The sequence below is a fragment of the Massilia frigida genome (assembly GCF_011682175.1).
Taxonomy (GTDB): Bacteria; Pseudomonadota; Gammaproteobacteria; order Burkholderiales; family Burkholderiaceae_D; genus Telluria_A; species Telluria_A frigida.
The window spans coordinates 50,013-68,805 of sequence record NZ_WHJG01000027.1 but is presented as its reverse complement, the minus strand read 5'-3'; the positions used below and the strand labels follow the sequence as shown (position 1 = coordinate 68,805).

General features: G+C 62.2%; 14 protein-coding genes. 6 read left to right on the top strand and 8 right to left on the bottom strand.

The window, feature by feature from the left end:
- The first annotated feature begins 104 nt into the window (after positions 1-104).
- Both coaE and coaD read left to right on the top strand, forming a co-directional pair.
- Complete coding sequence (gene coaE, locus F2P44_RS22810) at positions 105-710, top strand: dephospho-CoA kinase (protein WP_167089645.1); 606 nt, start codon at positions 105-107, stop codon at positions 708-710.
- 3 nt (positions 711-713) lie between these two features.
- Positions 714-1,868, top strand: a complete 1,155-nt coding sequence (gene coaD, locus F2P44_RS22805) for a pantetheine-phosphate adenylyltransferase (RefSeq protein WP_167089643.1) — start codon at positions 714-716, stop codon at positions 1,866-1,868.
- A 789-nt stretch (positions 1,869-2,657) separates the two neighbouring features.
- Here the strand turns inward: coaD and F2P44_RS22800 are convergent.
- The 5 genes from F2P44_RS22800 to F2P44_RS22780 all read right to left on the bottom strand — a co-directional run bounded on the left by F2P44_RS22800 (position 2,658) and on the right by F2P44_RS22780 (position 9,227).
- Entirely contained in the window at positions 2,658-3,293 is a 636-nt protein-coding gene (locus tag F2P44_RS22800; protein WP_167089641.1) for a GNAT family N-acetyltransferase, read from the bottom strand.
- Between the two features lie 230 nt (positions 3,294-3,523).
- Positions 3,524-6,196 (bottom strand): DNA topoisomerase III, encoded by a 2,673-nt coding sequence (locus F2P44_RS22795; protein ID WP_167089639.1) that lies wholly within the window; start codon positions 6,194-6,196, stop codon positions 3,524-3,526.
- A gap of 258 nt (positions 6,197-6,454) precedes the next feature.
- Positions 6,455-6,919 carry a Smg family protein gene (locus F2P44_RS22790; protein WP_099874256.1) on the bottom strand — a complete coding sequence of 155 codons (465 nt, stop codon included), beginning with the start codon at positions 6,917-6,919 and terminating at the stop codon, positions 6,455-6,457.
- A gap of 66 nt (positions 6,920-6,985) precedes the next feature.
- Positions 6,986-8,116, bottom strand: coding sequence for a DNA-processing protein DprA (gene dprA, locus F2P44_RS22785; protein WP_167089637.1), 1,131 nt, complete (start codon positions 8,114-8,116; stop codon positions 6,986-6,988).
- Positions 8,117-8,123: 7 nt separating this feature from the next.
- On the bottom strand, positions 8,124-9,227 hold the full coding sequence (locus F2P44_RS22780; RefSeq protein ID WP_167089635.1) for a LysM peptidoglycan-binding domain-containing protein: 1,104 nt from the start codon (positions 9,225-9,227) through the stop codon (positions 8,124-8,126).
- Between the two features lie 282 nt (positions 9,228-9,509).
- Here F2P44_RS22780 and def point away from each other — a divergent pair, with 282 nt between their 5' ends.
- The gene (gene def / locus F2P44_RS22775; protein WP_167089633.1) at positions 9,510-10,052 is read left to right on the top strand and encodes a peptide deformylase; all 543 of its coding nucleotides are present in this window, start codon (positions 9,510-9,512) and stop codon (positions 10,050-10,052) included.
- 338 nt (positions 10,053-10,390) lie between these two features.
- On the top strand, positions 10,391-11,353 hold the full coding sequence (gene fmt, locus F2P44_RS22770) for a methionyl-tRNA formyltransferase (RefSeq protein ID WP_167089631.1): 963 nt from the start codon (positions 10,391-10,393) through the stop codon (positions 11,351-11,353).
- Between the two features lie 14 nt (positions 11,354-11,367).
- Here the strand turns inward: fmt and F2P44_RS36180 are convergent, their stop codons facing one another.
- Positions 11,368-11,604 (bottom strand): BrnA antitoxin family protein, encoded by a 237-nt coding sequence (locus F2P44_RS36180; RefSeq protein ID WP_167089629.1) that lies wholly within the window; start codon positions 11,602-11,604, stop codon positions 11,368-11,370.
- A 261-nt stretch (positions 11,605-11,865) separates the two neighbouring features.
- Here F2P44_RS36180 and metH point away from each other — a divergent pair, with 261 nt between their 5' ends.
- Entirely contained in the window at positions 11,866-15,624 is a 3,759-nt protein-coding gene (gene metH, locus F2P44_RS22760; RefSeq protein ID WP_167089716.1) for a methionine synthase, read from the top strand.
- A 501-nt stretch (positions 15,625-16,125) separates the two neighbouring features.
- Complete coding sequence (locus F2P44_RS22755; protein ID WP_167089627.1) at positions 16,126-16,494, top strand: SPW repeat protein; 369 nt, start codon at positions 16,126-16,128, stop codon at positions 16,492-16,494.
- A 37-nt stretch (positions 16,495-16,531) separates the two neighbouring features.
- On the opposite strand, the gene F2P44_RS22750 is transcribed toward F2P44_RS22755, so the two are convergent.
- Positions 16,532-17,806 carry an EAL and HDOD domain-containing protein gene (locus F2P44_RS22750; protein ID WP_167089625.1) on the bottom strand — a complete coding sequence of 425 codons (1,275 nt, stop codon included), beginning with the start codon at positions 17,804-17,806 and terminating at the stop codon, positions 16,532-16,534.
- Positions 17,807-17,876: 70 nt separating this feature from the next.
- On the bottom strand, positions 17,877-18,650 hold the full coding sequence (locus tag F2P44_RS22745; protein WP_167089623.1) for a class II glutamine amidotransferase: 774 nt from the start codon (positions 18,648-18,650) through the stop codon (positions 17,877-17,879).
- Positions 18,651-18,793 lie beyond the last annotated feature (143 nt).

The window sequence follows — 18,793 nt, the reverse complement described above, 5'->3', positions numbered from 1 at the left end:
TCACTTAAATTGGTTGAATGACCAAATTATACTTGTTTTCCCTTGCGTCTTTCGCTAACCTGACAATATTGGATGCTCAACCAAACAATTGAACGGACCACACGATGAGCTTCACTCCTCCCAAGGTATTGGTGCTGACCGGCGGGATCGGCAGCGGCAAGTCGACCTTCGCGCGGGCCTTTGAAGCGCTCGGCGTGCCCTGCCTCGACGCCGATGCGCTGGCGCGCACCGTGCACCAGGATCCGGCGCATCCGGCCACCGTGCAAATCGGCCGCGCCTTTCCGCAAGCGATGGCGCCCGATGGCAGCCTGGCGCGCGGCACCCTGCGCAGCGTGTTCGCGCTCGACCCGGCCGCCAACGAGGAATTGAAGCGCATCCTGCGCCCGGCCGTGCTGGCGCTGGCCGACGACTGGACGCGCAGGCAGCAGTCGCCTTATGTGGTGTGGGAATCGGCGCTGGCGATGGACCAGGCGCTACCCGCGACGCGGGTGCTGGTGGTCGATACGTCCGACCGCAGCCGGGCGGCGCGCATCGCCTTGCGCAATCCCGACTGGACGCGCGGGCAGGTGGCCAGCATCATCGCCCTGCAACTGCCCCGTGCCGATTACCTGGCACGTGCCGACGACGTGGTGCAGAACGACGGCACGCTCGACGAGGTGCGCGCACTGGCCTTGCAACTGCATCATCGATACACCGACTTGTGGAGCTGAACCTTGAAAAAAATCGCATTCTCCGGCACGCTCGACCCGATCACCAACGGCCATTTGTGGGTAATCGGCGAAGCGCGCGAACTGGCCGACGAAGTCGTTGTGCTGATTTCAGAAAACCCGTTCAAGAAGCCGCAGTTCCATGCCGCCTCGCGCAAGGACATCGTCGAACGCAGCGTGGCCGCGCAGGGCTGGACCAATGTCAGCGTGGTGCTGGTGCGCGGCGACTACACGGCGCGCGCGGCCAAGCGGCTGGGCATCGACTTCCTGATCCGCGGCATCCGCAACACCTCCGACTTCGATTACGAGAACCTGATCCAGCAAGCCAATGTCGACGTGCTGCACGGTGCGAAAACGCTGTTCGTGATGCCGCCGCGCGATCTGGGCTCGGTCAGTTCGAGTTTCGTGCGCGGCTTGCAGGGACCGGTCGGCTGGCACTGGACCACGCGCCAGTTCATGCCGGCGCCGGCCTACGCCGCGTGGATCCTGGACTGGCTGCGCAAGGACTGGGACAGCCTGTGGCGGGCCGACGACGCCAACGCGGCGGCCTGGTTCGCGCGGCTCACCAGCGAGAGCGCCTACGGCTCCGGCGCGCGCCCGTATCACAACCTCGATCATCTGGTGCACGGGCTGACCGAAATCACCGTGTGGGCGGCCAACGCCGGCGCCAGCGCGGCGCAGATGGCGACGCTCAAAAAAGCCTTCTGGTTCCACGACGCGGTGTATGGCGGCGGCACGGGGACGGGATCGAACGAAGAACAGAGCGCGCAGCTGTGGCTTGCCTCAAGCCTCGACAGCGGCGACGTGGCGATTGAGGTGGCCAGCCTGATTCGCGCCACCGAACATCTGGCGCCGGTGGCGGCGCGGCATGCGCTGCAGGATGTGATGCAGGGCGTGGACCTGGCGATCCTGGGCCAGGCTGCGGATGTCTATGACGGCTATGCGCGCTCGGTGCGGGCCGAGTACCAGCACGTCGAGGAAACCGACTACCTGGCCGGGCGCGAACGCATCCTGGCGCATTTTCATGCGCAGGCAAAAGCGGGCACGCTGTATCCGAATGGGTATTTCGCGGACCTGTACAACGAGCGCGCGCGCGAGAACCTGGCACGCGAACTGGAAACGCTGCGCGAGCGCCAGTCGTTTGCGGGCGAGTGCCCGTGATGACGCCGAATTTACTGGTAATTCGAGATGCCCAGTAGGGGCGAAAACGAGCGCTGGCCCTTTCGGCTCATGACAACGCTATCCATGCATTTCGTATCACTGAGGGAGACGACGGTTGCAGTGGTCCCCCTGTGTCAACTGACACTAGACATCGACTACATCCTCGAATGGATTCCGCCAACGGGTCAAGAAGGGCAATTTTCGTTCGTTGTGGTGTCCGCTGAACTCGTCTTCCTTGAGGTTACAGATTTAGTAATCTCTATCGATTACGCCTCATGCTCTGCATCCCTCCAACCTATGACGATTCAAGAGCTTCGTCGAGAAATATTTACCTTTCCGAACGGATACTCCTCATTCGCATGGAAAATCGAACTCAATTCGCCTTTTGACAGTTTCATTTCCTTTCACTCCCCCCGTATGTCGCAAGTTCTCAAGGGGCAACCTGTTCGCACAACGGCTCAATCGTTGATGCCCTCCCAAAGAACGCTGTGATCGACAGTTAAGGCTGTCGGTCGAAAAATCACAACGTCACTGTTCCAATCCTGCTGCCAAGAGCAAGTGTCTGGTATGGGGTCGACGGCAACCCCTTCGCGCAGACCGAAAGGGGGGCGATACGGGCCATCATTTGCAGTTAGCGTGGCCGGCGGTCATGGAATGCGAGCCGGCGCCGTCGATTGCAAGCGCATTTGTAGATAGAGTGAGCACGGACCTGCCTTCGTTTGCAGTAAATTCCAACCGACATCGGCGTCGAATGCGAGCACGGTCGATCTGAAACGCCAGCTGCTACAGCTATGGCGCCGCAAGCACGGCCGTGGAATACGGCGCCAGCACGCGCCAGCCCAGGGAGAGATACAGCGCACGTCCGGCCTCGGTGGCCACTAGCAGGCGCTCTGTGGTTGCGGCTTGTTCGGCCAGGGCGTCGAGCGCGATCATCAGTGCGCGGGCAAGGCCCTTTCTGCGATGGGACTCGACGGTTTCGATGCGGTCGAATACGGCAGTTCCATGGTTCAGCACCACGCGCCCTATTGCCGCCGTCTGCCCTGCCGCGTCAAGCAGGCGGATCAGGGATGCCCCATTTTCCTCTTCCATGTTGGCCGTGTAGCCTGCTGGCGGTGCGGCCGATGCGGATATCGGCGTGGACCGGTACATGAGATAGTGGGGAGTTTCGATCGTCCAGCGGGCGGGAAGCGCGCGGCGCATATGATCGGGGTCGACCGGTGCCTTCAGATAGACGAAGGGCTCGTGGATGTGCGATGCACATTCTTGAAGCGCTTCACCCGCATCGACAAAGACGTGACGGCGCCACTGGTCGGGCCAACCGACGTCCACTGCCAATCCTCCCCCGTGGTGCCTGGGAAGCGGCACACCGCGGGCCAGGCTCCAGCCAGTCAGCCAGCGTTCAAGAAGGCTCAAATCGACGATCATGAATTGTGTCTCCAACATGGTGATGGGTGCCAGTACAGCACGACGCTTCCCGTCCGATTCACGTTCCAGTAGACGGGCGCGGAAGACCAGGAGGTGGTCACAATCTGTGACCGCCTCAAAAAAACTGACATTGACAAACGAACACGGGCCCGGCCATAAAAGCCGCAATGCGGTTTCTACAGACGGGCCCGTATCCGGATGGCAGACCTGGCACCAAGCGGTACAGCGGATTATTCTTCCGCGACAGCTTTCTTGACAGCGGCTTTCTTCGCTGCCGGCTTCTTCGCAGCAGCCTTCTTGGCAGGCGCCTTCTTGGCCGCCGCTTTTTTGGCCGGTGCGGCTTTCTTCGCCGTGGCCGGTGCCGCCTCGTCGCCCTCGGGATCGGCTACCGCCGCAACCTTGCCCTTGGCCGGCGCCTTGGCCTTGCGCTCCTCGAACTCGAAGCTGATCTTGCCATCCTTGCCCTTGACCAGGAAAGCCTTGAACGGACGACGCGTACGCTGCGACACAAAGCCCGGCATCAGGTCGGTCTTGCCGTCGTTGAGCAGCTTGACCATTTGCTCAGGCAAAATTTCCTGCTGCAAGATGATGCGTCCGCTGCGGAAGTCGCACGTTTTCGGTTTGGCCACGCTGTGCTCGCACACATACGCCAGGCCCATTTCGAACACGCCGGCGGCGCATTTCGGGCACGGTCCGAGCGCGGTCTGGCCCGTGAAGTCGACGCCTTCGCCATCTTCGCCGCCTTCATCGTTCTGGCCGAAATCGAACTCCAGCTTGCAATTCTTGATCTCTTCATCGCGCACGATACGCAGAATCGCGGCAAACGGACGCCCCATCTTCGAGCGGAATCCCTGCATCGGACCAATCGTGCGTTTTTCCAGCAACTCTTCAACTTCGGCAATCTCGAACTGGCGGCTGCCAGGCGTCTTGCTCATGTTGAATTCGCATTTGGTGCAGGCGAAACGACGGTAGTTTTCCTTGACCACGCCGCCGCAGTTCGGACACGGCGTGTGCAAGGTCGCGTAATCGCCCGGAATCGTGTCGTTGTTGTATTCCTTGGCGCGCTTGACGATGATTTGCGTCATCTGGGCAATTTCACGCATGAACTCTTCGCGCGAAATCTTGCCCTTTTCCATTTGCGACAGCTTGTATTCCCATTCGCCTGTCAGTTCCGGCGCGGTCAGTTCGTTCACCCCGAGGCCGCGCAGCAAAGTCATCAGTTGCGATGCCTTGGCGGTCGGAATCAGTTCGCGTCCTTCGCGCAGCAGGTAGCGCTCGCCCAGCAAGCCTTCGATGATGGCCGCGCGCGTCGCTGGCGTGCCCAGGCCCTTGCCGGCCATGGCGTCGCGCAATTCATCGTCGTCGATCAGCTTGCCGGCGCCTTCCATGGCCGACAGCAAGGTCGCTTCCGAATAGCGCGCCGGCGGCTTGGTGACCAGGGCGTTCGGGCTGACTTTTTCGGTCTGCACTTTTTCGCCCTTGGCCACAGGCACCAGGTTGCCGCCGGTGTTGTCGTCCTTGTCGCTGTCGGTCGACGCTTCCTTGCCGTAGATCGCCAGCCAGCCCGGATTGGTCATGACCTTGCCTTCAGTCTTGAACTGATGGCCGGACACTTCGGTAAAGCGGGTGGTGACCTGGAATTCCGCAGGCGGGAAGAACACGGCCATGAAGCGGCGCGTCACCAGGTCGTACAGCTTCTGTTCCGGCTCCGACAGATTCTTCGGCGCCAGCGTGGTCGGGATGATCGCGAAGTGATCCGAGATCTTGGTGTTATCGAAAATGCGCTTGTTCGGCTTGACCCAGCCCTTGTCGGTGATCTGCTTGGCGAACTGGTGGTAATTATTGTTTTCCGCCAGGCTCACCATGGTGTCCTTGACGGTGCTCACGTAGTCTTCCGGCAGATGGCGCGAATCGGTACGCGGGTAGGTCAATACCTTGTGCTTTTCGTACAGCGCCTGGGCCAGGCCGAGCGTGTTCTTGGCCGAAAAGCCGAAACGGCCGTTGGCTTCGCGCTGCAGGCTGGTCAGGTCGAACAGGGCCGGCGCCATCGAGGTGGTCGGCTTCGATTCTTCCGTTACATTGCCCTGGCGGCCCTTGCAGGCCATGGCGATGCTGTCGGCCGCCGCCTTGCTCCACAGGCGCTCGGCGCGCTTCTCAGGGTCGTTCTCGTCCTTCTTGAAGGCCTGGTCGAGCCAGCGCCCTTCATACACGCCGGCGGCGCACACGAACTCGGCGCGCACTTCCCAGTAATCGCGCGAGACGAATTTCTTGATCTTGTCTTCGCGCTCGACCACGATCGACAGGGTCGGCGTTTGCACGCGGCCCACGGTGGTCAGGTAGAAGCCGCCTTCCTTGGAGTTGAAGGCGGTCATGGCGCGGGTGCCGTTGATGCCGATCAGCCAGTCCGCTTCCGAACGGCAGCGCGCGGCGTCGGCCAGCGGCAGCATTTCTTCGTCGCTGCGCAGTTGCGTGAAACCGTCGCGGATCGCGCCCGGCGTCATCGATTGCAGCCACAGGCGCTTGATCGGCTGCTTGGCCTTGGCGTTTTGCGCGATCAGGCGGAAAATCAGCTCGCCTTCGCGCCCGGCATCGCATGCGTTGATGAGCTGGGTGACATCCTTGCGCTTGATCAGCTTGTTCAAGACCTTGAGGCGCGCCTCGGTCTTGGCGATCGGGTTGAGCGCGAAATACGGGGGAATCATGGGCAGGTGGGCAAAGCTCCACTTGCCGCGCTTGACGTCGTGCTCTTCCGGCACCGCGATTTCCAGCAGGTGGCCGACGGCCGACGACAGGACGTATTCGTCCGATTCGAAGTACTCATCGTGCTTGGTGAAGCCGCCCAGCGTCTTGGCGATATCGTTCGCGACGGAGGGCTTCTCGGCGATGATGAGGGTTTTGGTCATAGGTTTTCTCGTCGTACTATATTAAGTGGTTGGGCTCGCGCATCATACATGCTTGGCCGCAGCAGGCGGCGTTTTGCCAACCCGATATCGAAATTGTAACAAGCCGATAGAGCGGCCAATGATAAGCGGGTTGTCGGGAAATCCGCAAGTAGCCACTGCATGCCAAAGGCCACAATCGTGCCGCGAGTGGGGCAAAACCGTTGCGTGGAAGGGAAAACGGGACGCCGCCGGGCTCAACGCGGGCGGCGCGGGCCTGGCTCAATGCAGCAGGCGGGGAGCTTGCTCGTCGTCGGAGCCGAACAGGTCGTCGAACATCAGCGCGTCCGGTTCCTTGCCCTGGCTCCACAGCAGCATCAGCACGATGATCTTCAGCTTGCCCAGGCCTACCGGCGACTCTTCCAGCGCCAGCGCGCGCTCGATCACGATTTCGCGCTGCACAGGGCTGAGCACGCTCGCGCTTTCGAGGAACTGGATGAAGCCGACCGCGGCGCTGCCGAGGGCATCGTATTCTTGCTGCACGTAAAAACGGGTACCGCTGGAAGTGAACGACAGATTGGTTTCGTCGCCCGCCATTTCAGTCAGGTCGGTCAGCCACACGAGCGCTTCCGAAATTTCGACATCGTCGAAACCGACAGCGGACAGTTTACGCGCCAACGCAGCCGGCTCGGGGCAGGCATCGGGGCGGTAGTACGTCTCGTAAAGGTAGACCAGGATATCGAACATGGCTCTACTCTATCAGTTAAGCTCGCTATGACACAAGCCCCGTCCACGCGCCTCTTGCGCGCTTTCTTACCGCTTTACACGCTGGAACAATCCCCCCGGCAATCGTTCGACATGGCCGGCAAGTTCCAGCGCCAGCAGCTGGCCAGCCAGCACACCCGGCTCGCTTCCGGCCAGCACGGCCAGCGCATCGGCGCCGACCGGTTCGTACGCCAGCGCGTCGAGCAGCGCCAGCTGGCCGGCGTCGCAGCCGCCGCATTCGGGCACCGCCACGGCCAGGCTGGCCAGGGGCGCCACCTGCAGGGGAATGAGGATGTCGTCGACGCAATCGACCAGGGTGGCGCCGTCGCGGATCAAGCTATGGCAGCCCTTGGACAGCGGCGCATGGATCGATCCGGGAATGGCGAACACATCGCGCCCCTGATCGGCGGCAAGCTTGGCGGTGATCAGCGAACCCGAGCCAGCGGCGGCCTCGACCACCAGCACGGCGCAGCACAGGCCGCTGATCAGGCGGTTGCGGCGCGGGAAATTGCCGGGCGAAGGGCCGGTGCCGAGTGGGTACTCACTGACGAGGCAACCCTCTTCGGCGATCCGTCTGGCCAGGGCTTCGTTGCGGCGCGGATAGATGCGGTCGGCGCCGGTGCCGGTCACGGCCACGGTCGAGCCGCGGCCGCGCAAGCCGCCGTCGTGCGCGGCGGCATCGATGCCCAGCGCCAGCCCGGAGACGACGGTCAGGCCGGCGGCGCTGAGCGCAGCGGCGAAAGCGCGCGCATTGGCCACGCCCTGCCCGGTCGCATTGCGGCTGCCGACCACGGCCACGGCCGGGACCGACAGCAGCGCGATCCTGCCGGCGGCATACAGCAGCAGGGGCGGCATGGCCAGCTGGCGCAGCAGCGGCGGAAAAGCGGCGTGGTCGGGAGTGAGAAGAGTGTGACCGGGCTGGGCCAGCCAGTCGTGCACGCTATCGAGGTAGGCGGCGCAAGCGTCCGGCATGGGCCCGCACAGGGCGCGCGCAACGCTGTCGGAGACGAACTCGCGCAAGGCCAGGTGGGAAGCGGAAAAGATGGACTGCGGGGTGCCGAAGCGGGACAGCAGGTGGTGCGCCGTCGCGGACCCCACGCCCGGGGTTTGCTCCAGGCGTACCCAGGCAGCCAGGCGTGCGGCCGGGCTGGCGGGGTTGGCGGGGTCCGTGTCTTGCACGGCGGTTTTACTCCGGTGATCTGGCCACGTCGCCGATTTCAACCGGCTCGGTTACCTGCATGATCAAGCCGTACGACACGCGCTTGAACGTGCGGAAAATGAACAGCGTGCCCGATTGTTCGTCCGGCAGCTTGATCATCGTTTTCTTGGTGCCCAGGATGCCGCGTTTCGGCGCACCCGGATCGGCCACCACTTTGCCGATATTGTACAGTTGGAGCACGGTGCCGACATCGACCCCGTCAAGCGTACCGCGGTTAATGCTGACCACCTGGTTCTGGCCGGCATGGGTCACGCCCGAATACACGCCCATGATGCGCGCGTCGACCTTTTGATCGGGCGGATGCGGCATGTAGTTGCGCATGACGGTCGGCGGCGCCGGAATCAGCAGGTCGCCCACGCCGATTTCCTGCTTGGACGTGGCCACCACGAAGGTGTGCGCGTCGACGCCCGGCTTGGCTTCGGCAAACAGCTTGGCCGTGCCCAGGTACACCGCTTCATAGGCGACCAGCTTGCCGGTTTCCGGATCCTTGAGCGGGGTGCCCGGACGGAACACCTGGAACGAGCTGCCACCCTTGAGGTTGCCGCGGACGTAGATCTTGTCGTCCTTGCCGAGATAAACGTGGCCTTCCTGGGCGGCCGCGATGCGCGGCGAGCCTTTCAGCTCGTCGGCGTCGACGATCAGCGGCTGCGACAGGAACGGTTCGATCACGCCCGACGGAATGGCCTGGATCGCATCCTTGCCCAAGCCTTCGGTACGCACCTGCGGCGACAGGCGCAGCACGCCATTGGCGCTGCCGGAGCCATCGCCGCTACCCGGACGGGTCAGCGACAAGCGGTTGTTCTTGCGGTCGAAGTAGATCACCTGCCCCGGATAAATCCAGTGCGGATTGCGGATCTCTTCCTTGTTCAGTCCCCATACCTGGGGCCAGCACCATGGGTGCTCCAGAAACTTGCCGGAAATATCCCACAAGGTATCACCCTTGACCACCAGATGCTGGTCAGGGGCATTGGGCCGGAATTCGCAGGTGGCCGCTTGGGTCGGGGCTGCGAGCAGTCCCGCAAAAAGCGCCACAACCGCTACGCGGACGCCGACTGTGCTAAAATTTTTCATTGAGATGTCCGTAAAGTGCGGCATTAACACGGAATTGCTAGCTGGACACGTCACCTTGCCAGCCACAGCGCAAGAGACAGCGCGATTTAACGCTACCCTATCGACGATATCGATGATAAGGCTTGCCGAACTGGATCAAATTCTGCACATAAATCCTTGAACTAGCAAGAAAAACCATACTCAACCCGGTTGCGGGTCTGTTGTGTTTTTGTTGTGTTTTAGAATCTTATGCGTATGAGGACTTGAAATTATCACCGAATTGTTATCGAAATTACTAGACCTATGGCAATACTGAATATTCTCCGCTACCCGGACGCACGTCTTCACAAGGTGGCCAAGCCGGTCACCGAATTCGGCGAGCGCCTCACCAAGCTGGTGGCCGACATGGCCGAGACCATGTACGACGCGCCCGGCGTGGGCCTGGCTGCGAGCCAGGTTGATGTGCATGAACAACTGATCATCGTCGACACGTCCGAGACCAAGGACGATCTGCGCGTGTTCATCAATCCTAAAATCGTTTGGGCAAGTGCTGAGAAGCAAGTCTACGATGAAGGCTGCCTGTCGGTACCGGGCATTTACGACGGTGTGGAGCGCCCTGCCCAGATCAAGGTCAGCGCGCTCGATGCCGAGGGCAAGCCGTTCGAGCTGAGCGCGGATGGCTTGATGGCCGTGTGCATCCAGCATGAAATGGACCATTTGATGGGCAAGGTGTTCGTGGAATACCTGTCGCCGCTCAAGCGCAACCGGATCAAGGCCAAGATGCTCAAGGAAGAGCGCGGGATGGAACGCGAAGCGGCGCTGCGGGCATCGGGTCGCCGCCACTGATCGCAGGCTGCCGGCAGGTAGGTTTGTACGCAGGTGACAGACCGTTAGTCATCCGCCGTCGCCCGTGCCCGTTGGAACCGTAGAACCATACGACCGTAGAACCGTAGAGCCGTCGTTCCCGCGAAGGCGGGAACCCAAGTTATCAGCGCAGTCGAGAACTGAGCAACGGACTTGGGTTCCCGCCTTCGCGGGAACGACGGTTTTTAGCGTTGCTGCCGGGTTTTAGCGTTGCTGCCGGTTTTAGCGTCGCTGCCGGTTTTAGCGTTGCCGCCAATTTTTAGTGTTGCTCTCGACATACAGTCCACCTGTACTTTGAACTGTTTTAACCCAGGAATCCCATGAAAATCATCTTTGCCGGCACGCCGGAGTTTGCCGCCGTCGCCCTCCAGGCCCTCCATGTTGCCGGCTTCGAGATTCCACTCGTCCTGACCCAGCCCGACCGTCCCGCCGGCCGTGGCATGCAGCTGCACGCCTCCGCCGTCAAGCAATTCGCCCTGGCCCACGACATCGAAGTGCTGCAGCCGCTCTCCCTGCGCCTCGACAGCAAGGACCCCGAACGCGCCGCCCAGGCCGCCGCCGCCCACGCGCGCCTGCTGGCCACCGACTACGACGTGATGGTGGTCGCCGCCTACGGCCTGATCCTGCCGCGCAGCACCCTCGACATCAAGCCCTGCATCAACATCCACGGCTCCCTGCTGCCACGCTGGCGCGGCGCCGCGCCGATCCACCGCGCCATCGAAACGGGCGACCTGGAGACCGGCGTGACCATCATGGAAATGGAAGAAGGCCTCGACACCGGCCCCATGCTGATGATGGAACGGGTGCCGATCGCCCCCACCGACACCACCGGAACCCTGCACGACACCCTGGCCGCCCTGGGCGCGCGCATGATCGTCGACGCCCTGCGCGCGCGCGCGGCCGGGACGCTGCACCCGGTGCCCCAGCCCCAGCCCGAAGCGGGCGTCACCTACGCCGCCAAGATCAGCAAGGAAGAAGCGGCACTCGACTTTTCCCTCTCCTCGGCCGAACTGGGCCGCAAGATCCGCGCCTTCAACCCCTTCCCCGGCGCCCACGCCGAGGTCAACGGCGTGGTCATCAAGATCTGGGGCGCCGAGGCGCTGCAAGCCGGCAGCGACGCCGCCCCCGGCCAGGTGCTGGCCGCCGATGCCCAGCACGGCATCGTCATCGCCTGCAAACAAGGCACCCTGCGCCTGACGGAACTGCAAAAACCCGGCGGCAAGCGTCTGCCTGCGGCCGAGTTTCTCAAGGGTTTCCCTCTGGAAGGACTCAGCCTCGACTGAGCCCTTCCGCCAGCTTACTGAGCCGCGTCGCGCTCGGCCTGCTGCGCTTCCATATGTTCACGCAGGATCTGGTTGATGCGGGTCTGGTAGCCCGGACCCGCAGCCTTGAACCATTTCAGCATGTCGACGTCGAGGCGGATCGTGACGATCTGCTTGAGCGGTGCGGCAACTGGCGGGCGCTGCACGGTGCTGGTGTCACCCTGCTGCGTGGATACTGGCTCGGACCAGCTGGTTTGAAAATCATCGTTCATTTTTGTATTCCCCGTAAAGACGCACTGCGGCGTCATCGGAGCGATTGTCGTTTGCCCATGTAACGTAAAGATTGCAGACACGCTACATTTTGTATCAACTTGTATCAAGCACCTGTTTAAATACAAAACGATACAAAGCGAACTGATCATTAAGCCCCCGGAAAACCAAAAGGGCACGATGACGTATAATTTTAGACCCGGTCCCGGCCGGCTCCTGACCCGCCCAACGAAAGCACAACCATGACTACCGCCCATCCCGCCATGTCCAAGACTGAAACCCGGCTGCGCGACATCCTGTCGCGCCGGATCATGATCCTCGATGGCGCGATGGGCACCATCATCCAGCAGTACAAACTCGATGAAACGGCCTACCGCGGCGGCCCGGACGGGCGCTTCGCCAGCTTCGCCGCCCCGGCCGGGAGCGGCGCGCGCGAACTGTTCGTCAAGGGCAACAACGAATTGCTGACCCTGACCCAGCCGCACATCATCCAGGAAATCCACGAGCGCTACCTCGCGGCCGGTGCCGACCTGATCGAAACGAACACCTTCGGCGCCACCACCATCGCCCAGGACGACTATCACATGGGCCACCTGGCCTACGAGATGAACGTGGCCGCCGCCAAGCTGGCGCGCGCCGCCTGCGACAAGTACAGCACCCCGGACAAGCCGCGATTCGTGGCCGGCGCGCTCGGACCGACCCCGAAAACAGCCTCGATCTCGCCCGACGTGAACGACCCGGCCGCGCGCAACGTGACCTTCGACCAGTTGGTGACGGCCTACCACCAGCAGGTGGGCGGCCTGGTCGAAGGCGGCTCCGACGTGCTGCTGGTCGAAACCATCTTCGATACCTTGAACTGCAAGGCGGCGCTGTTCGCGATCGACCTGTATTTCACCGAACACCCGGCCATCGAACGCTTGCCGATCATGATTTCCGGGACCGTGACCGACGCCTCGGGCCGCATCTTGTCGGGCCAGACCGTGCCCGCCTTCTGGAACTCGGTGCGCCACGCCAAGCCGCTGACCATTGGCCTGAACTGCGCGCTGGGCGCGGCCCTGATGCGCCCCTACGCCGAGGAACTGTCGCAGATCGCCGACACCTTTGTCTGCATCTACCCGAACGCCGGCCTGCCCAACCCGATGAGCGACACGGGCTTCGACGAACTGCCGCTTGACACCTCGTCTCTGCTGCGCGAATTTGCCGACAGCGGCTTTATCAACATTGCCGGCGGCTGCTGCGGCACCACGCCCGACCACATCAAGGCGATTGCCGACATGCTGGCCACCACCAAGCCGCGCGCGATCCCGCAGATCCCGGTGGCGCAGCGCCTGTCGGGCCTGGAACCCTTCACCATCGACGGCGACTCTCTTTTTGTGAACGTCGGCGAGCGCACCAACGTGACCGGTTCCAAGGCGTTTGCGCGCATGATTTTGAATGAGCAGTACGACGAAGCGCTGTCGGTGGCGCGCCAGCAGGTGGAAAACGGCGCCCAGGTCATCGACATCAACATGGACGAGGCGATGCTCGACTCCAAGGCGGCGATGGAACGCTTCCTGAACCTGATCGCCTCCGAGCCGGACATTTCGCGCGTGCCGATCATGATCGACTCGTCCAAGTGGTCGGTGATCGAAGCGGGCCTCAAATGCGTGCAGGGCAAGGCCATCGTCAATTCCATCTCGATGAAGGAAGGCGAGGAAGAATTCATCCGCCAGGCGCGCCTGTGCCGCCGCTACGGCGCCGCCGTAATCGTGATGGCCTTCGACGAACAGGGCCAGGCCGACACCTTCGCGCGCAAGACGGAAATCTGCGCGCGCGCCTACAAGGTGCTGACCGAACAGGTGGGCTTCCCGCCGGAAGACATCATCTTCGACCCGAACATCTTCGCGATTGCCACCGGCATCGAAGAACACAATAACTACGCGGTCGACTTCATCAACGCCACGCGCTGGATCAAGGATAACCTGCCGCACGCGAAAATCTCGGGCGGCGTCTCGAACGTCTCATTCAGCTTCCGCGGCAACGACCCGGCGCGCGAAGCGATCCACACCGTGTTCCTGTACCACGCGATCAAGGCAGGCATGACCATGGGGATCGTCAACGCCGGCATGATGGGCGTGTACGACGACATCGCACCCGAATTGCGCGAGCGCGTCGAAGACGTGGTGCTCAACCGCCGCGACGACGCCACCGAACGCATGATCGAGATCGCCGGCACCCTGAAAGCCGGCGACAAGCAGGACGTGCAGACCCTGGCCTGGCGCGAAGGCACGGTGCAGCAGCGCCTCTCGCACGCGCTGGTGCATGGCATCACCCAGTGGATCGTGGAAGACACCGAGGAAGCGCGCCAGGAACTGCTGCACAACGGCGGGCGACCGATCCACGTGATCGAAGGCCCGCTGATGGATGGCATGAACGTGGTCGGCGACCTGTTCGGACAAGGGAAAATGTTCTTGCCGCAGGTGGTCAAATCGGCGCGCGTGATGAAGCAGGCCGTGGCCCACCTGATTCCCTTCATCGAAGAAGAAAAACTGCTGGAAGAAAAACGCACCGGCATCGTCGCCAAACCGAAAGGCAAGATCGTCATCGCCACCGTCAAGGGCGACGTCCACGACATCGGCAAGAACATCGTGTCGGTGGTCCTGCAGTGTAATAACTTCGAGGTCGTGAACATGGGCGTGATGGTGCCCTGCTCCGAAATCCTGGCGCGCGCCAAGGTCGAAAACGCCGACATGATCGGCCTCTCTGGCCTGATCACGCCCTCGCTGGAGGAGATGGCGCACGTGGCCAAGGAAATGCAGCGCGACCCGCACTTCCGCATGCTCAAGATCCCGCTGCTGATCGGCGGCGCCACCACCAGCCGCGCCCACACGGCGGTGAAGATCGCCCACAACTACGACGGCCCGGTGGTGTACGTGCCGGACGCATCGCGTTCGGTATCGGTGGCGCAGTCGCTGCTCACGCCGGAAAGCCGCGACCAGTACATCGACGACATCGCCCAGGATTATGTGCGCATCCGCGAGCAGCACGCCAACAAGAAGGCGCTGCCGATCTTGTCGCTGGCCGCCGCGCGCGCCAACAAGATGGCGCTGGCGTTCGAGCCGGTGCGCCCGAAATTCATCGGCCGGCGCGAATTCAAGAACGTCGACCTGGGCACGCTGGCCAGGTATATCGACTGGGGTCCGTTCTTCCAGACCTGGGACCTGGCCGGCCCCTTCCCCGCGATCCTGACTGACGAGGTGGTCGGCGAAGCGGCATCGAAGGTGTTCGAGGAAGGCCAGGCGCTGCTCAAGAAAATCATCGAAGGGCGCTGGCTGACCGCCAATGGCGTCATTTCGCTGCTGCCGGCCAATAGCGTGAACGACGACGATATCGAGGTTTATACCGACGAGACCCGCGCCACGGTGGCATTCACGTATTACGGTTTGCGCCAGCAGGGCGTCAAGCCGCTGGTCGATGGCGTGCAGCGGCCGAACCAGTGCCTGGCCGATTTTATCGCGCCGAAAGCATCGGGCATCAAGGATTATATCGGCATGTTCGCGGTGACCAGCGGGCTGGGAATTGAAAAATACGAGAAGCGCTTTGAGGATGCGCACGACGATTACTCGTCGATCATGCTCAAGTCGCTGGCCGACCGCCTGGCCGAAGCATTCGCCGAATATATGCACGAGCGCGTGCGCACCGATTTGTGGGGGTATGCGGCGGGCGAGAATCTGTCGAATGAAGACATGATCGGCGAGCGTTACGCGGGTATTCGTCCGGCGCCGGGTTATCCGGCCTGTCCGGAGCATACGGTGAAAGCCGATATGTTCAAGGTATTGCAGGCGCAGGAAATCGGCATGGAACTGACCGAGTCGTTCGCCATGTTCCCGGGCGCGGCGGTGTCGGGATTCTATTTCGCCCATCCGGAAGCGAAGTATTTCGTGGTCGGAAAGATCGGCGAAGACCAGTTGAACGATATGACGGCGCGCCGTGGTGTGCCGAAAGAAGACCTGGAACGCTGGCTGGCGCCGAATCTGTCGTAAAACGCAGCGCCTCTGTCGTTCCTGGCATTGCCAGAAACGACTTACCACGCCGTGGCGGCACTTGGCGGGAACCCAAGTCACCGTCGTTCCCGCCTCTCCAGGAATTGGCCTCCGTCTTCCTGCCACTGGCAGAAATGACTTCCCGCGGAGGGCTAGACGCCCCACGGCAATCCAATTTTGTTCCGTAGCCGTCGGCTGAGCGTCGGACTTGGATTCCCGCCTGCGCGGGAATGACGGAGCGTAAGTTATCGGTATGAAGCTCTGGACTGGCCCGGTTCCACGGAATTGGAGGAGTTTCTTAGAAACCGGAGGCTGCGCGGGAAGTCGGTTCCGGCAATGCCAGAGACGACGGGGGGCAGTGGCCACGGCAACGCTGTCGCCGGCCTCCCCACAAATGAACTTTCCCCCGCATTTCCTGCCTAACTCCCTGTACGCCCGGGAGTAGCGGCGCATCTCCCTGGTCATGTTTTTCCGCGCCGGACATCGCGTTCAGGAGGTAATATGGAAATCCAACGCCCCGCCAGGCGGTGGCAGGATCAGGCGATCCTGCTGCTCGGACTCTGGCTGTTCGTCTCACCCTGGGTGCTGGCCTACCCAGCCAACACTCCGCAGGCCATGAATGCCTGGATCGCGGGCGCGGTCATCGCCGTGCTCGCCGCGTTCGACCTGGTCAAAACCTACGTCTGGGCCGTCGTCGTCAACCTGCTGGCGGGTGTGTGGGTAGCCGTCTCACCGTGGATTCCGGCCGTGGCCGACCGCGGACCCATGATGAACAATAGCCTCATCGTGGGCATCGCCGTCATCGTCCTGGCCTTGTGGGAGTTGCGCAGCGATCCGGACCTGCACAAGCAATGGGCGGGCGGCACATAGCACGTGCCACGGGCGGAGCCAGCGGCCCCGCCCGCACTCAAATGGCGAAACGCACCACCTTGTCGCTCCACTCGAAAGCGGCTACTTCCAGCTCGATCAGTTCTTCGCTGGAAATAGCCAGTTCGCGCAATGCGGGCAGCACCTGGTCGTCGCATTCTTCCATGCGCTCGATGCACTCGGCAAGGTGCAGCAGGTCGCCGAAGAAGCCGGTGCGCTGCAGCAGCGCGTGCGCCACCTCGTCGATGACGGGAATCTGCTCGACGATGACCGTCATCGACATCCCGAACAGGGCATCCATCAGCGACATGATGCCGACCGTGAAGGCGATTTCGGCCACGTTGCGCTGGCCCGGGCGCAAGCGTTGCGCCAGCAGTTCGAGCAGGCGGCCGCGCGTGGTGGCCAGCAGCAGCAGCGGCGACATGCTGCTGCCCCGGCGCGTGGGTTCGGCGTACAGCATGATTTGCAGCCAGCGCTGCAACTGGCGGCGGCCGAGAATGGTGACCGCCTGGCTGATCGAATCGATGCGGTGGCGCATGCCGATCGCCGGAGTGTTGACCAGCCGCAGCAGGTTGAAAGCCAGGGTCACATCGCGCTTGACGGCACGTTCGATCTCGATATTGTCGGCATCCGAGGTTACCAGACTCATCAGTTCGAGCACCGTCAGCTGCGACGGCGACAGCTTGCGCCCGCTGATCACCGCCGGCCGGGCGAAATAGTAGCCCTGGAAATAGTCGAAGCCCAGCCCGAGGCAGGCATCGAATTCCTCGCGGGTTTCGACCTTTTCCGCGATCAGCTTCTTGTGCTGGCGCTTGAAGCGTGGCGCAAGCTGCGTCAGCGAGGCGAGCGGCATGGCGCGCACGTCGAGCTTGACGTATTCGACCATCGGCAACAGCAGTTGCACGTCGGGGGCGTCGACGCGTACGTCGTCGAGCGCAAAGTGGAAGCCATGCGCGCTCAGGTCGGCAATGCGGTCGAGCACGGATTTGGTGACTACCATGCTCTCGACGAGTTCCAGCACCACCCGTTCGCGCGGCAGGAACACGAAAATGTCGCTCATCAGCACTTCGGCGTCCACATTCAGGAAGCCGAGCGCATCACCGATGACTTTTTCCAGCCCCAGCTGGGCGGTGTGGGCAATCACCGTGGCGGTGGCGGCGACGTCGCTGTCGATCTCGGCCACGTCACCCGGCGCGTTGCGAAAAAGCATTTCGTAACCGTACAGCCCTTGCTGACGGTCGAGGATTGGCTGGCGCCCCAGATAGAAATCCCGCACTGGCATCTGCTGCGCCATTAGGTCGGAGTCGTGGCTCATCTGTCCTGTAAATATGGATAATAACAGCCGGTAATGTAACCTAATTAATACCAGTGCGTGGAGGAAATACTTAGCGCTCTTGTATTGACATCCCGTCCACGAACACGTTGAATTCGCCGGGCGCGAAGGCGGTCCACTGTTCGTTGGTCGTCAACGGTTCGGTGACGATAATGGCTACCCGGTCTTGCGGTGTGGTGACTTGAGAAAAATCAACGCTGACATCTTCGTCGGACAGGCTGGCCGTGACAAAGGGATGCTGGCGCACCACATAATGCAGCTTGGTCGAGCAATGGACGAACAGGGCCGAGCCGTCCGACAGCATCAGATTAAAGGTCCCATGCACGGCAACGGCGGCCACCAGTTCCTTGAGCGCCGCGCGCAGCAAGGGCATTGCGGGCGGCGTGTCGCCGAAGCGCTTGCGCAATTCCTGCAGCAGGAAACAGAAGGCTTTTTCGCTGTCGGTGCTGCCGACCGGGCGATACGGCCCGTTCAGGGTCGGCGCAAACTCCTTGAGGTCGCCGTTATGTGCAAACACCCAGTAGCGGCCCCACAGCTCGCGCACGAAGGGATGGCAGTTTTCCAGCGCCACGTGGCCTTGGGTTGCCTTGCGAATATGGGCAATGACGTTTTTCGACTTGATGGGATAGCGCTTGATCAGTTCGGCGACAGGCGACTCGACGGCAGCCAGGTGATCGACGAAATGGCGCACGCCGGCGCCCTCGAAAAAGGCGATGCCCCAGCCATCGTGGTGGGTATCGGTGCGGCCGCCGCGCATGGCGAAGCCGGTAAAGCTAAAAACAATGTCGGTAGGGACATTGCAGTTCATTCCAAGGAGTTGGCACATGACGCCAGAATACCATGTTCGGGTGCAAGCCTGAGACCTGGCAAGCGCCTGCGGTGGCTGCGCGGCAAGCGGCAATCCGCCTTGCGTTCCGGTCCAGGCCGGGATGCGTTTTACACGGCGCGATTGTTGCGGGCGCCTGGCTC

What these genes read in the sequence shown, in the direction of transcription:
- fmt (WP_167089631.1), top strand. Translation starts at nt 10,391, where the DNA reads ATGAAAATCATCTTTGCCGGCACGCCGGAGTTTGCCGCCGTCGCCCTC.
- F2P44_RS36180 (WP_167089629.1), bottom strand. Translation starts at nt 11,604, where the DNA reads ATGAACGATGATTTTCAAACCAGCTGGTCCGAGCCAGTATCCACGCAG.
- F2P44_RS22780 (WP_167089635.1), bottom strand. Translation starts at nt 9,227, where the DNA reads ATGAAAAATTTTAGCACAGTCGGCGTCCGCGTAGCGGTTGTGGCGCTT.
- F2P44_RS22745 (WP_167089623.1), bottom strand. Translation starts at nt 18,650, where the DNA reads ATGTGCCAACTCCTTGGAATGAACTGCAATGTCCCTACCGACATTGTT.
- F2P44_RS22755 (WP_167089627.1), top strand. Translation starts at nt 16,126, where the DNA reads ATGGAAATCCAACGCCCCGCCAGGCGGTGGCAGGATCAGGCGATCCTG.
- F2P44_RS22795 (WP_167089639.1), bottom strand. Translation starts at nt 6,196, where the DNA reads ATGACCAAAACCCTCATCATCGCCGAGAAGCCCTCCGTCGCGAACGAT.
- metH (WP_167089716.1), top strand. Translation starts at nt 11,866, where the DNA reads ATGTCCAAGACTGAAACCCGGCTGCGCGACATCCTGTCGCGCCGGATC.
- F2P44_RS22800 (WP_167089641.1), bottom strand. Translation starts at nt 3,293, where the DNA reads ATGATCGTCGATTTGAGCCTTCTTGAACGCTGGCTGACTGGCTGGAGC.
- F2P44_RS22790 (WP_099874256.1), bottom strand. Translation starts at nt 6,919, where the DNA reads ATGTTCGATATCCTGGTCTACCTTTACGAGACGTACTACCGCCCCGAT.
- def (WP_167089633.1), top strand. Translation starts at nt 9,510, where the DNA reads ATGGCAATACTGAATATTCTCCGCTACCCGGACGCACGTCTTCACAAG.
- F2P44_RS22750 (WP_167089625.1), bottom strand. Translation starts at nt 17,806, where the DNA reads ATGAGCCACGACTCCGACCTAATGGCGCAGCAGATGCCAGTGCGGGAT.
- coaE (WP_167089645.1), top strand. Translation starts at nt 105, where the DNA reads ATGAGCTTCACTCCTCCCAAGGTATTGGTGCTGACCGGCGGGATCGGC.